The following is a 13854-nucleotide window of genomic DNA, read 5'->3' as shown; positions in this document are numbered from 1 at the left end:
GGGGTGAGGGGGCGCTCTGACGCCTGGGGGAAGGGGAAAGCCAAGAGCTTCCCCCTCACCCAACCCTCTCCCCCGAGCAAAGCTCGGGGAAGAGGGCTAAAGCGCGCGCTGCCGCGGAGTCCTGCTCCCTCTCCCCTGGCGTAGCCGGGGAGAGGGCTGGGGTGAGGGGGCGCTCTGACGCCTGGGGGAAGGGGAAAGCCAAGAGCTTCCCCCTCACCCAACCCTCTCCCCCGATCAAAGCTCGGGGAAGAGGGCTAAAGCGCGCGCTGCCGCGGAGTCCTGCTCCCTCTCCCCTGGCGTAGCCGGGGAAGAGGGCTGGAGTGAGGGGGCGCTCTGATGCTTGGGCGAAGCGACCAGCCAGGAGCCAGTTCCTGGCCCAGCCCGCTCTCCCACGTGAGGGAGGGCTCCAGCGCCGCGGCAACTCACAACTCACGCCGCAGCCTCATCCAGCGAGGGCAGCGCACGCGGCGCGCAGTCCTTCACCGCCTCGGCGATGGCGCGAATGTGCGCGGGCGTAGTGCCGCAGCAGCCACCGACCAGGTTGAGCAGCCCGTCCCGGGCGAAGCCGCGGATCACGCTGGCCATCTGCTCAGGCGTCTCGTCGTATTCGCCAAACGCGTTGGGCAGGCCGGCGTTCGGGTGGGTGCTGACGTAGCCGTCGGCGACGCGCGCCAGGGTCTGGATATGCGGGCGCAGGTCGGCCGCGCCGAGCGCGCAGTTCAGGCCCACCGACAGTGGGCGTGCGTGCTGCACCGAGTAATAGAACGCCTCGGCGGTCTGCCCCGAGAGGGTGCGGCCGGAGCGATCGGTGATGGTGCCGGAGATCATCACCGGCAAGCGCCCACCGCGCTCGCGGAACAGCTCGGCCAGCGCGAACAGCGCGGCCTTGGCGTTGAGCGTGTCGAAGATCGTCTCGACCATGATCAGGTCGGTGCCGCCGTCGATCAGGCCGCGGGCCGATTCGGTGTAGTTGGCCGCCAGCTCCTCGAAGCTCACGTTGCGAAAGCCCGGGTCGTTGACGTCCGGCGACAGCGAGGCAGTGCGGCTGGTGGGGCCGAGTACGCCGATCACGAAACGCGGCTTGTCCGGCGTCTTCGCCTCCATCGCGTCGCAGGCCGCGCGGGCCAGGGCAGCGCCGGCGCGGTTGAGCTCGTAGGCGAGGTGTTCGAGGTGGTAGTCGGCCTGGCTGATGCGGGTGGAGTTGAAGGTGTTGGTCTCCACCAGGTCCGCGCCGGCCTCCAGGTAGGCGGTGTGCACGCCGCGGATGATGTCCGGCTGGGTCAGCGTGAGCAGGTCGTTGTTGCCCTTCAGGTCGCAGGCGCCGGGGTGATCGTGCGTATGCGTGCTGTCGTGGCCGCCGGCAAAGCGCTCGCCGCGGAACGCGGTTTCGTCCAACTGGTGACCCTGCAGCATGGTGCCCATGCCGCCGTCGAGGATCAGGATGCGCTCGCGCAGCGCGGCCTGGAGCTTGGCGACGCGCTCGGGATGGAGCCAGGGCAGGGTGGTCATGGGCATGTTCCTCGATGGCCTACGGCTTGCGTGCCAGCAGGCTGATGACTTCGAAATGCGGCGCCTTGCGCTCGCGGCTGAGGCGGTTGGCGCTTACCACATCGAGTCCCGCGGCCGCGGCAAAGCTGCCGAGCTGCTTGAGCGAGAAGCCGAGATTGATGTGGTCGAACGGCTCCACCGCGGCGCGGTGGTCGTGCTCGCCCAGCGTGACCGCCAGCAGGCGCCCGCCGGGACGCAGCACACGGGCCGCTTCGGCCACGGCCACGGCCGGTTCGGCGGCGTAGGTGAGCGCGTGCAGCATCAGCACCAGGTCGAAGCGGCGCTCGCCCAGCTCCAGTGCCTGCATGTCGCCCTGGCGCACCTCCACATTGGAGAATGCCTGCAGGCGGCGGGCGGCGGCTTCGACCACGCGCTCGCTGGAGTCGATGCAGACGATGGAGCGCGCGTGCGGCGCCAGCAGTTCGGCGGTGATGCCGTCGCCGGAGGCGATGTCCAGCACGTCGCCGGTCTCCAGCAACTGCAGCAGCGAGCGGGCCAGGGTCTCCCAGGTGCGGCCTGGCGAGTAGTGGCGTTCCATGTCGCCAGCCACCGTGTCTGCCCAGCCGGCCTCGCGCGCGCGCTGGGCGAGCACGCCGGGGATACGCGCGGCGTCCTCGCGCAGCAGCGCATCGTCGATGCTCTCGCGCAGCGATTTCAGCAACTGATGCTGGTGCTCGTCGCCCTCGGTATTGGCGCGGTAGTAGGCCGATACGCCGGCGCGACGGTCGCGTACCAGGTTGGCTTCCTTCAGCTTGGCCAGATGGGTGGACACGCGCGGTTGTGCCAGATGCAGCACGGCAGCGAGCTCGGCCACGGTCAGTTCTTCACCTTCCAGGGCCGCCAACAGGCGTACACGGGTGGGGTCGGCCAGTAGCCGGAGCACGCTGGAGGCAGTTGCCAGGTCCATGCGTCATCCTTTTATCGCGATACAAAGATAAGTAAGGCTAGGCCTGCATTGCGGGGGCGTCAAGGGTTGACAGGATGGCCGCTGGCGGCGTGCCGATGCGGAGGGGCATCCACGGTGCCTCGCGTGCCGTAATTGCGCTGACCACGGCGGCGCTGCCGATCCGTTGCTGCAAGCGCACAAGCCCGAGGGGGCCGCCACGCTAAAATGGTCGGCTAAGCCATCGCACCGGAGTAGTTCATGGATTTCCGTTTTACCGAAGACCAGCTGTCGATCCAGTCGATCGCCCGCGATTTCGCGCTCAAGCGCATCGCGCCGGTGGCCGCCGAGCTGGACGCGAAGGGCGAATTCCCGCTCGACAACATCCGCGAGATGGGCCAGCTCGGCCTGATGGGTATCGAGGTGCCGGAGGAATACGGCGGCGCGGGTATGGACACCATCGCCTACGTGCTGGCGATGATCGAGATCGCGGCGGCCGATGCCGCCACCTCGACCATCATGTCGGTCAACAATTCGCTGTTCTGCAACGGCATCCTCAAGCACGGCAGCGAGGAACAGAAGCAGAAGTACGTGCGCGCGATCGCCCAGGGCGAGGCGATCGGCGCCTACGCGCTGACCGAGCCGCAATCCGGCTCCGACGCTTCGGCCATGCACACCCGCGCCACCAAGAACGAGAACGGTGACTGGGTGATCAACGGCAAGAAGAGCTGGATCACCTCCGGCCCGGTGGCGCGCTACATCGTGCTGTTCGCCATCACCACCCCGGGCATCGGCGCCAAGGGCGTGTCGGCCTTCATCATCGACACGCAGAAGCCGGGCTTCCATGCCGGCAAGACCGAGCCGAAGCTGGGCATCCGCGCCTCGGCCACCTGCGAGATCGAGCTCAACGAGTACGTCTGCTCCAAGGACGACGTGCTTGGCGAGATCGGCAAGGGTTTCTCCATCGCGATGGGCGTGCTCGACGCCGGCCGCATCGGCATCGCCTCGCAGGCCGTGGGCATTGCGCGGGCAGCCTACGAGGCCACGCTGCAGTGGTCGCGCGACCGCAAAGCGTTCGGCCATCCGATCGGCACCTTCCAGATGACCCAGGCGAAGATCGCCGACATGAAGTGCAAGCTCGACGCCGCCACCCTGCTCACGCTGCGCGCAGCGTGGACCAAGATGGAGGCGGAGAAGAGCGGCGGCCGCTTCAACACCGAGGCGTCGGTGGCCAAGCTGGTGGCGTCCGAGGCGGCGATGTGGATCGCCCACCAGGCCGTGCAGATCCACGGCGGGATGGGTTACTCCAAGGAGATGCCGCTGGAACGCTACTTCCGCGACGCCAAGATCACCGAGATCTACGAGGGCACCAGCGAGATTCAGCGCATGGTGATCGCGCGGGCGGAGACCGGCCTGCGCTGATCGCCGGGCCATCTCTACAGGGGCGCACCTTAGAGCGCGGCGCTTTTCGTCACGTGACACAAAGCATCCGCGTACAGTGCGTGCCCCTCAAAAAAGCCCCGGCATGAACCGGGGCTTTTTTATTATTTTTTACGCTCCCCGCCGCGGGTCGGAGTCGAACGGCTGCATGCCGCGGTGGCCTTGCGCTGGCTTGCCGGACTCGGGCCCGTCGAGCTTGTCGCCGAGCAGGCGGCGCACCACCACGTAGAACACCGGGATCAGCAGCAGGCCGAGGAAGGTGGCGAACATCATGCCGCCGATCACACCGGTACCAATGGCGTGGCGCGAGTTGGCGCCGGCGCCGGTGGAAATGGCCAGCGGCAGCACGCCCAGGATGAACGCCATCGAGGTCATCAGGATCGGGCGCAGGCGCAGGCGGGAGGCTTCGATCACACCTTCGCGCAGGCTCTTGCCCTCGGCCTGTTTCTCCACCGCGAATTCCACGATCAGGATCGCGTTCTTCGCCGCCAGGCCGATCACCGTGATCAGGCCGATCTTGAAGTAGATGTCGTTCGGCAGGCCGCGCAGCATCGAGAACACCACCGTGCCTAGCAGGCCCAGCGGCACCACCAGCAGCACCGCCACCGGGATCGACCAGCTCTCGTACAGAGCGGCCAGGCACAGGAACACGATCACGATGGACAGCACCATCAGCAGGGTGGCCGAGTTGCCCGAGAGGATTTCCTGGTAGGACTGGCCGGTCCAGTCGTAGCCGAAGCCCTTGGGCAGGTCGTCGTTGACGATTTTCTCCATCTCGGCCATCGCCTGGCCGGTGGAGTAGCCCTGTGCCGCATTGCCCACGATCTCCACCGCCGAGTAGCCGTTGTAGCGGGCCAGCGCCGGCGAGGCGAGGGTCCACTTGGCGTCGACCACGCTGGAGATCGGGATCATCTGCGGGCTGCCATCGTTGGCGGTCTGCGAGCTGGGCGTGTAGATGTGCTGCAGCGCGTCCGGGCCCATGCGGTAGGCCTGGTCGGCCTGCATCAGCACGCGCTTCACGCGGCCGGCGTAGGCGAAGTCGTTGACGTATACCGGCGCCAGGGTGAGCTGGATGGCGTTGTAGATGTCGCTCACCGACAGGCCCAGCGACTGCGCCTGCACGCGGTCTACCTTCAGTTGCAGGGCGGGGGCGTCTTCCAGCGCCTGCGGGCGGATGCCCATCAGCTTGTCGTTCTGCGCGGCCTTGCCCAGCAGAGTGTTGCGCGCCTTGGTCAGCTCGCTGCGATCCTGGCCGGCACGTGCCTGCAGCCACATGTCGATGCCGCCGAACTGGCTCAGGCCACGGATGGTCGGCAGGTTCACCACGAATATCTGCGCGTCACGGATGCCGTGCAGCATGCCGTTGGCCTTGCCGATGAACTCATCGGCGGTGACATCGCGCTTGGCCCAGTCCTTCAGGCGGATGAAGGTCATGCCGGTGTTCTCGCCGGCGCCGACGAAGCTGAAGCCGGAGATCTGGAACATGCCTTCGACAGCCGGATCCTTGGTCAGCCGGGCACGCACTTCCTTCATCACGTGCTGGGTGCGCTCCACCGAGGCGCCGGGCGGAAGCGACACGATGGCCAGCGCGAAGCCCTGGTCTTCGCTGGGCACGAAGCTGGTGGGCATGCGCGTGAACAGCACGCCACACAGCACGCAGATCGCTGCGAACACCACCATCCAACGCGGCGCATGACTGATCGCGCTGCCGATGTGACCACTGTAGATCCGGGTGACGCGGTCGAAGATGCGGTTGAAGCCGCGGTAGACGACGTTCTTCTTGTGCTCGTGTTCGGGCTTGAGGATGCTCGCGCACAGCGCCGGGGTGAACGAGAGCGCCAGCAGCGCCGAGAAACCCATCGACACCGCGATGGTGAGCGCGAATTGCTTGTAGATCACGCCCGACGCGCCAGGCTGCAGTGCCGAGGGCACGAACACCGCCGCCAGCACCACGGTGATCGCCACGATGGCGCCGGTGATCTGGCCCATTGCCTTGCGCGTGGCTTCCTTCGGCGACAGACCCTCCTCGGTCATGATGCGCTCGACGTTCTCGATCACCACGATCGCGTCGTCCACCACGATACCGATCGCCAGCACCATGCCGAAAAGGGTCAGCTGGTTGATCGTGAAGCCCAGTGGCAGCAGGCCCAGGAAGGTTCCCAGCAGGGCCACCGGAATCACCAGCGTGGGGATGATGGTGGCGCGGAAGTTCTGCAGGAAGATCAGCATCACCAGGAAGACGAGGATCATCGCCTCGATCAGCGTGTGCATTACCTCTTCGATCGAGATCCGCACGAACGGCGTGCTGTCGTACGGCACGAACCAGCTCACGCCCTGCGGGAAACTCTTGGCCAGCTCGGTCATCTTCGAGCGCACGGCGGTGGCCACGTCCAGCGCGTTTGCGCCGGGCAGCAGCTGTACGCCGAAGGCGCCGGCTTCCTTGCCGTTGTACTGGGCGTGGAAGCCGTAGTTCTGCGGGCCGAAGGCGATGCGCGCCACGTCGCTGAGCTTGACCGTGGTGCCGTCGCTGTTGGCGCGCAGGATGATGTTGCCGAACTCCTCGGGCGTGGAGAAACGTCCCTCGGCCGATACCGTGGCGCTGAAGCCCTGGCCGGCCGGCGCCGGATCGGCGCCGAGCGAGCCGGCGGCGAACTGCACGTTCTGCGCCTTGATCGCCGCGAGCACCTGCGTGGCCGAGAGGTTGTAGCCGTGCAGTTTGTCCGGGTTGAGCCAGATGCGCATGGCGTACTCGGAGCCGATCTGACGGATCGAGCCCACGCCGGAGATGCGCGACACCTGGTCGAGCACCTGCGAGGAGACGATGTCGTTCAGGCGCGCGCCGTCGATCGCCGGGTTGTCCGAGGTGAGCGCCACGAACATCAGGAAGTCGGGGTTGGCCTTGGCCACCACCACGCCCTGCTGGGTGACTTCCGAGGGAAGCCGCGGCGTGGCGAGCGACACCTTGTTCTGCACCTGCACCTGAGCGATGTCCGGGTCGGTGCCGGTCTCGAAGGTGAGGGTGACCGTGGCCGAGCCGTTGGCGCTGGACGAGGAGCTGAAATACAGCAGGTGATCGATGCCGGTGAGCTGCTGCTCAATCACCTGGGTGACGGTTTTCTCGGTGGTATCGGCGCTGGCGCCCGGATAGCTGGCGCTCACCGTCACTTGGGGCGGCGCGATGTTGGGGTAGGACTCGATACCCATGTTCAGCACCGCGAGCGTGCCGCCCAGGGTGATGAGGATCGCCACCACCCACGCGAAGATCGGGCGGTCGATGAAGAAACTCGGCATGGTCGCGCTCCGTTACTGCTTGCCGGCAGGCGCCTGGCCTGCCGTGGCGGATGACTTCGCCTGAGCGGCGGCGGAGGAGGTGCCTGTCTCGTTCTGCTTCCACGGCTCGGCCTTCGCCGGCGCGCCTTCCTTGACGGTCTGCAAGCCGGAGACGATCACCTGATCGTTGGCCGCCAGGCCATCGGTGACGATCCAGTTGTTGCCGCTGACCTGGTCGGCGGTGACGTTCTTGCGCACCACCTTGCCGTCCTCGCCGACCACCATCACGTAGGCGCTGGCGGTGTCGCGCTGCAGCGCCGGCTGCGGCACCTCGAACACCTTGTGCTGTTCACCCAGCTGCGCCTTCAGCGTCACGTACATGCCCGGCAGCAGGCGATGCTCCGGGTTGGGCACCTTGGCGCGCAGGTCCACCGAACCGGTGGCCGGGTTCACCGTGGTGTCGGAGAAGTCGACCGTGCCCGGCTGGTCGTAGGCGCGGCCATCCGGCAGCGTCACGGCAACACTGGCGCGATTGTCGGCGGCCAGGGTCACGTTGCCGGCGGCCTGGGCGCTGCGCATCTGGTCCAGCTCGCTGACGCCGAGGGTGAAGTTCACGTACAGCGGATCGATCTGATCGACTGTGGTGAGCAGCGTCGCCTCCCCCTGTCCAACCAGCGCGCCTTCGGTCACCTGCTGCTTGCCGGCGCGACCGTCGATGGGCGAGGTGACGTCGGCATAGCCCAGGTTGATGCGCGCCGTCTGCACGTTGGCCTGGGCCTGCTGCACGCTGGCCGCGGCGGTGCGTTCGGCGGCCAGCGCATTGTCCAGGTCGGACTTGGACACGTAGCCCTTGGGCGCCAGCTCGCGCACGCGATCGGCGGCGACCTTCGCATTGGTGTAGCTCGCCCGCGCCTGCGCGAGATTGGCCTGGCTGGCCGCGAGCAGTGCCTTCAGCGGCGCCGGGTCGATCTGGAACAGCAACTGGCCCTTCTTCACGTCCGAGCCTTCTTCATACGTGCGCTTGAGCAGCACGCCGGAGACCCGTGCGCGCACGTCGGCGCTGCGGTACGGGGAGAGCCGGCCGACGAGGTCCTTGGACAGCGGCAGGCTCTGCGGATGCACGGTGACCACGCCGACCGTGGGCGGCGGCGGTGCGGCCTGCTGCTTGTCCTTGCCTCCGCAGGCGGCCAAAGCCAGCAGGCCCAGGCACAGCAGAGGTGTGCGCAGTGAAGAGGGGCTCATGAAAACTCCATAGCTTGCGTGATCGGGGAATGGGGTGCGTCATGCCGCCTCGCCGGCGTCCCGAGGGGCGCAGGTGCAGATCGGGTCGAGCAGATTTGAGTTCCGCGGCGGCAGGCGGATGCACGCGCATCGCCAGCGGGTCACCGGCGCGGATAATCGCGACACTATACCCGGCAGTTCACAATTTGTCCTGTCACCGGCGCCATTCGGTACGGCAGCTTTTCGCACTTGCAACAACTCCCCGGTTGTGTACAGCGCCATCGGCCGTCACCGTCGCGGTACGTCGCCACGCCTGCTTCGTGCGGCATCGGTGCCGGTTTTTTTCGTCGGCATGCCGGCACATGGAGCGAATTCTTATTGCATTGCAGCGTGAGCAAGCGAGAGCGCATCGGCCAATTTCCATGCGCCACAGCATGGCCGCAAACCGCGCCGCGCGGTGGATTCGCTCGGTTGCGAAGCGTATCCTTCGCAGGCTTTTTGTTCCCCCTCTGCCTCCACTGAACAGTAGAAGCCATGAATGCGATCCGCGCGGCCGAAAATGTCTCTCTCGCAGCAGCTGTAGCCGAAGAAATCAGCAAAAAGGATTTGCCCGACCAGCGCCTCCAGGAGGCGCAATTTTTTATCCGCGCTTTTTTCGCCCGTCTTGCAGCGGGTGACGAGTCGCTGCACTTGCCGGCCGAGTGGGCCGAACTGGTGCTCGACCTGCTCGACTTCCTGCGGCAGCGCCAGCCCGGCCGCGCCGCGGTGCGGGTCATCAATCCGGAAAGCGGCCATGACGGCCGCAGCGTGGTGGAGGTGGCGACCGACGACACGCCGTTCCTGGTCGATACGGTCAGCATGATCCTGGCAGCCGAGTTGCAGATCCACGCCGTGATCCATCCGGTAGTGAAGGTACGCCGCGACGACGCCGGACGCATGCTGGCGCTCGGTGAGGACAGAGCGGCTGCCGAATCGGTGATGCACTTCGAGATCGATCGCCTGGCCGATGGCGAAGCGCAGGATACGCTCAAGGCGCGCATCGAGACGGCGCTGGACGACGTGCGCCTGGCCGTGCGCGACTGGGCTGCGATGCGCGACAAGGCGCTGGCCATCGCCGCGGATCTGCCCTCGCGTGCCGGGCTGCCGACGACGGCTGCCACGGAGTCGAGCGAGTTCCTGCGCTGGCTGGCTGACGACAACTTCACCTTCCTCGGCTTTCGCGAGTACGAAGTACGCCAGGGTGAGGCGGGCGAGGTGCTGCAGTCGGTGGAAGGTTCCGGGCTGGGCATTCTCGCTGGCAACGAGCGCTCGCTCGCGCCGCGCTCGCTGAGCTCGCTAGGCCGCACCGATGCCGCCCGCACCGGCACGATCGAGCCGGTGATCCTGACTAAGACCAATGCGCGCTCGCAGGTACATCGTCCGGGCCACATGGACTACGTCGGTGTGCTGCGTTTCGACGCCAGCGGCAAGCCGGTGGCCGAGCAGCGCTTCCTCGGCCTGTTCTCTTCCAACGCCTACATGGCGCGTCCGCAGGACGTGCCGCTGGTACGTGAGAAGGTGGAAGCGGTGCTGGGCCGCTCCGGCCTCAAGCGCGACTCCTACTCGGGCAAGTCGCTGCGCCACATCCTTGAGACGCTGCCGCGAGACGAGCTGTTCCAGTCCAACGAAGACGAGCTTTATCAGGCGGTGACCGGCATTCTGGAGCTGCGCCAGCGCGCGCATACGCGCCTGTTCGTGCGTCGCGACCGCTACGGGCGCTTCTTCACCTGCATGGTGTTCGTGCCGCGTGAGCGCTTCAACACCACGGTGCGCGAGCGCATCGAGGGCCTGCTGCGCGATGCGCTGCACGGCGAAGAGCTCGATTCGGCCGTGCAGATGGGCGAGGCCGCCCTGGCGCGCTTGCACGTGGTGGTGCGTCCGCGCGTGGGCGAACAGGTCGCCTACGACGTGCACGTGCTGGAGGAAGGCGTGGCCCGCATCGTGCGCAACTGGCAGGACGAGGTGCGTGATCTGCTGGTGCGCAAGCTCGGCGCCCACCAGGGCGTGGTGCTCGCCAACCGCTATGCCCGTGCGATGCCGCCGGGCTATATCGACGAGGTGGCGCCGGCGGTGGCGGCGTCCGACATCGAGGCGCTCTCCAGCCTGGACGCCGACGATGCGATCCGCATGTCGCTGTACCGGCACGAAGACGGCTCGTTGCGCTTCAAGGTGATCCACTTCGGCGAGCCGATTCCGCTCTCCGAGGCGCTGCCGATGCTGGAGAACATGGGTGTGCGCATGCTCGCCGAGCATGTCTACAGCCTGGAGAACAAGGATCACCCGCTTACCGTGCACGACTTCGAGCTCAAGCCCAAGCAGCCGCTGAGCTTCGAGCTGGAACACGTGCGCGACCGTTTCGAACGCGCCTTCGAGGCGTTGTGGCGAGGCCAGGCCGAGAGCGACGGCTTCAACAATCTGGTGCTGTTCGCCCAGGCCGACTGGCGCCAGATCGCCATGCTGCGCGGCTACTGCAAGTACCTGCAGCAGGTGGGCATCGCGTTCTCGCAGACTTACATGGAAGCTACGCTCAACCGCTATCCGGCAATCGCCGGTGTGCTGATCGAGCTGTTCCACGCCAAGTTCGATCCGCGTCGCGAGCAGCTGTCCGCCGACGAGCTGGCCCGCGCCGGTGAAGACCTGCGCCGTGAGATGCTGGCGCTGATCCCCGAGGCCACGCGCAACGCGCGGCCGGAGCTGGTCGATGGCATGGTCGCCTGCCTGGCTAAGCCCCGCGCCGAGCAGGTGCAGGTGCTGACTGAAGCGCTGCGCACGCTGCTCGACGACGTGGCGAGCCTGGATGACGAGCGCATCGTCAAGAGCTATCTCGACGTGATGAGCGCCACGCTGCGTACCAGCTACTTCCAGCTGTGGGACGGCAAGCATCGCCCGTACATCAGTTTCAAGTTCGACTCGCACCGCGTACCCGACGCACCCAAGCCGGTACCGTACCGCGAGATCTTCGTTTACTCACCGCGGGTGGAAGGCGTGCACCTGCGCTTCGGTCCGGTGGCGCGCGGTGGCCTGCGCTGGTCCGACCGTCGCGAGGATTTCCGCACCGAGGTGCTGGGCCTGGTGAAGGCGCAGATGGTGAAGAACACCGTGATCGTGCCGGTCGGCTCGAAGGGGGGCTTCTACGTCAAGAACCCGCCCGAAGGCGGCGATCGCGACGCGCAGCAGGCCGAGGGCATCGCCTGCTACCGCCTGTTCATCGCCGGCCTGCTCGACATCACCGACAACCTGGTCGAAGGCCAGGTGGTGCCGCCACACGACGTGGTGCGTCACGACCAGGACGATCCGTATCTGGTGGTGGCCGCCGACAAGGGCACGGCAACGTTCTCCGATATCGCCAACGCGATCTCGGTGGCGCACGGTTTCTGGCTGGGTGATGCGTTCGCTTCCGGCGGCTCCAACGGCTACGACCACAAGGCGATGGGCATCACCGCCAAGGGTGCGTGGGAGTCGGTCAAGCGCCACTTCCGCGCGCTGGGTCGCGACTCGCAGACGCAGGATTTCACCTGCGTGGGCATCGGCGACATGTCCGGCGACGTGTTCGGCAACGGCATGCTGCTGTCGCGCCACATCAAGCTGGTGGCGGCATTCGATCACCGCCACGTGTTCCTCGATCCGGCGCCGGACGTGGAGCGCTCCTTCATCGAGCGCGAGCGCATGTTCAAGCTGCCGCGTTCGAGCTGGGAGGATTACGACAAATCGCTGATCTCCGCCGGTGGCGGTGTGTATTCGCGCAGCGCCAAATCGATCCCGATCTCGCCGGAAGTGCGCGCCGTGCTCGGCATCAAGGCTGACGTCACCCAGCTGGCGCCGACCGAACTGCTCAGCGCCATCCTCAAGGCGCCGGTCGACCTGCTGTGGAACGGCGGCATCGGCACTTACGTCAAGGCATCTAGCGAAACCCATGCCGACGTGGGCGACCGCGCCAACAACGCGCTGCGCGTCAACGGCGCCGAGCTGCGCTGCAAGATAGTGGGCGAGGGCGGCAACCTGGGCATGACCCAGAAGGGCCGCATCGAGGCGGCCCAGCACGGCGTGCTGCTCAACACCGACTTCATCGACAACTCCGCCGGCGTGGACACCTCCGACCATGAGGTGAACATCAAGATCCTGCTCGGCGACGCCGTGCAGCGCGGCGAGCTCACCGACGAGGCGCGCAACGAGCAGCTGCGCGTGATGACCGACGAGGTCGGCCAGCTGGTGCTATGGGACAACTATCGCCAGAACCAGGCGATCACGCTGATGGAGCACCAGTCGATCAAGCGCATCGGCTCGATGGCGCACTTCATCCGCACGCTGGAAGGCGAGGGCCTGCTCGACCGCCAGGTGGAGAACCTGCCCAGCGACGCGGAACTGACCGAGCGCAAGGCACGCGGCCAGGGCTTGACCCGGCCGGAACTCTCGGTGCTGCTGTCGTACGACAAGATCAAGCTGTTCCAGCAGTTGCTCGAGTCGGACGTGCCGGAAGATCCGTATCTGTCCAAGGAACTGGTGCGCTACTTCCCCGAGCCGCTGCACGAGAAGTACGCCGAGCACATGCAGCGCCATCGTCTGAAGCGCGAGATCATCGCCACCGCGGTGACCAACTCGACGATCAACCGCATGGGCGCCACCTTCATGATGCGCATGCAGGAAGACACTGGACAGGGGCCGGCAGCGATTGCTAAGGCTTATACCGCGGCCCGCGAGATCCTCGACGCCCGCGAGCTGTGGGCGCAGATCGAAGGGCTGGACAGCCAGGTGGCCGAGAACACGCAGATCGACGCGATCCTGCAGATCTGGAACCTGCTGCGCCACATGACCCGCTGGCTCCTCAACCGGCCGGGCGGCACGCTGGACATCGCCGCCAACGTCGAGCGCTACCAGAGCCACGTCAGCGAACTGCGCAAGGCCTTGCCGGCGGCGCTCACCGACACCGGTCGGGGCGACTTCGAGTGCAGCCAGGAGAAGTGGGAAGGCCTGGGCCTGCCCACCGAGCTGGCGGTGCGGCTCGCGCGGCTGTCCGAACTGCGTGCGGCGCTGGACATGGTGGAGGTGGCCCAGCAGAGCGGGGCGCCGATCGCCAAGGTCGCCACCGTGTTCTACGAACTGGGCGAGGCGCTCGACCTGGAATGGCTGCGCGACCAGATCGAGGCGCTGCCGGTGGAAGGTCACTGGCACGCCCAGGCGCGCGGTTCGCTGCTGGATGAGCTCAACCATCAGCATCGAGCCCTGGCGCTGCAGGTGCTGGCGCTGTGCGGCGATCAGGCCGACCGCTCGCCGGTGCAAGCGTGGCTGGAGCGCGACGATGCCACGCTCAAGTACACCCGCACCATGCTGGCGGAGATCCTCACGCAGAACGCGGATTATCCGATCGCTTCTGTGGCGGTTCGCCGGCTGGCCCAGCTCGCGCAGGTGCCGGTGGGTTGATCGACACTTTGCATGAGGCCGCGCCGTCGCGAGAC

Annotated in this window: 7 protein-coding genes; 2 read left to right on the top strand and 5 right to left on the bottom strand. The window is 66.7% G+C overall.

The window, feature by feature from the left end; genetic code table 11:
- Positions 1-429: 429 nt before the first annotated feature.
- Positions 430-1509 (bottom strand): homocysteine S-methyltransferase family protein, encoded by a 1080-nt coding sequence (locus ACTHJF_RS12935; RefSeq protein ID WP_440267464.1) that lies wholly within the window; start codon positions 1507-1509, stop codon positions 430-432.
- Between the two features lie 19 nt (positions 1510-1528).
- Positions 1529-2455 carry an ArsR/SmtB family transcription factor gene (locus tag ACTHJF_RS12930; RefSeq protein ID WP_440267463.1) on the bottom strand — a complete coding sequence of 309 codons (927 nt, stop codon included), beginning with the start codon at positions 2453-2455 and terminating at the stop codon, positions 1529-1531.
- Positions 2456-2692: 237 nt separating this feature from the next.
- Here ACTHJF_RS12930 and ACTHJF_RS12925 point away from each other — a divergent pair, with 237 nt between their 5' ends.
- A complete protein-coding gene (locus tag ACTHJF_RS12925; protein WP_440267462.1) occupies positions 2693-3853 on the top strand; it encodes an acyl-CoA dehydrogenase family protein in 1161 nt (386 codons plus the stop codon).
- Between the two features lie 129 nt (positions 3854-3982).
- Here ACTHJF_RS12925 and ACTHJF_RS12920 read toward each other — a convergent pair whose 3' ends face one another.
- The 3 genes from ACTHJF_RS12920 to ACTHJF_RS12910 form a co-directional block, all read right to left on the bottom strand.
- Positions 3983-7162, bottom strand: a complete 3180-nt coding sequence (locus ACTHJF_RS12920) for a multidrug efflux RND transporter permease subunit (protein WP_440267461.1) — start codon at positions 7160-7162, stop codon at positions 3983-3985.
- 12 nt (positions 7163-7174) lie between these two features.
- Positions 7175-8383, bottom strand: a complete 1209-nt coding sequence (locus ACTHJF_RS12915; protein ID WP_440267460.1) for an efflux RND transporter periplasmic adaptor subunit — start codon at positions 8381-8383, stop codon at positions 7175-7177.
- A 354-nt stretch (positions 8384-8737) separates the two neighbouring features.
- Positions 8738-9052 carry a hypothetical protein gene (locus ACTHJF_RS12910; RefSeq protein WP_440267466.1) on the bottom strand — a complete coding sequence of 105 codons (315 nt, stop codon included), beginning with the start codon at positions 9050-9052 and terminating at the stop codon, positions 8738-8740.
- Here ACTHJF_RS12910 and ACTHJF_RS12905 point away from each other — a divergent pair.
- Positions 8969-13819, top strand: coding sequence for an NAD-glutamate dehydrogenase (locus ACTHJF_RS12905; protein WP_440267459.1), 4851 nt, complete (start codon positions 8969-8971; stop codon positions 13817-13819). The two genes, ACTHJF_RS12910 and ACTHJF_RS12905, sit on opposite strands and share 84 nt — an antisense overlap.
- Positions 13820-13854 lie beyond the last annotated feature (35 nt).

This window comes from Dyella sp. (assembly GCF_051962475.1).
Classification (GTDB): Bacteria; Pseudomonadota; Gammaproteobacteria; order Xanthomonadales; family Rhodanobacteraceae; genus Dyella_A.
This window is presented reverse-complemented; position numbering and strand designations above follow the sequence as displayed.

Excerpts from the sequence above, each read along its gene's own strand:
- ACTHJF_RS12935 (WP_440267464.1), bottom strand. The coding sequence starts at position 1,509 with ATGACCACCCTGCCCTGGCTCCATCCCGAGCGCGTCGCCAAGCTCCAG.
- ACTHJF_RS12930 (WP_440267463.1), bottom strand. The coding sequence starts at position 2,455 with ATGGACCTGGCAACTGCCTCCAGCGTGCTCCGGCTACTGGCCGACCCC.
- ACTHJF_RS12915 (WP_440267460.1), bottom strand. The coding sequence starts at position 8,383 with ATGAGCCCCTCTTCACTGCGCACACCTCTGCTGTGCCTGGGCCTGCTG.
- ACTHJF_RS12925 (WP_440267462.1), top strand. The coding sequence starts at position 2,693 with ATGGATTTCCGTTTTACCGAAGACCAGCTGTCGATCCAGTCGATCGCC.
- ACTHJF_RS12920 (WP_440267461.1), bottom strand. The coding sequence starts at position 7,162 with ATGCCGAGTTTCTTCATCGACCGCCCGATCTTCGCGTGGGTGGTGGCG.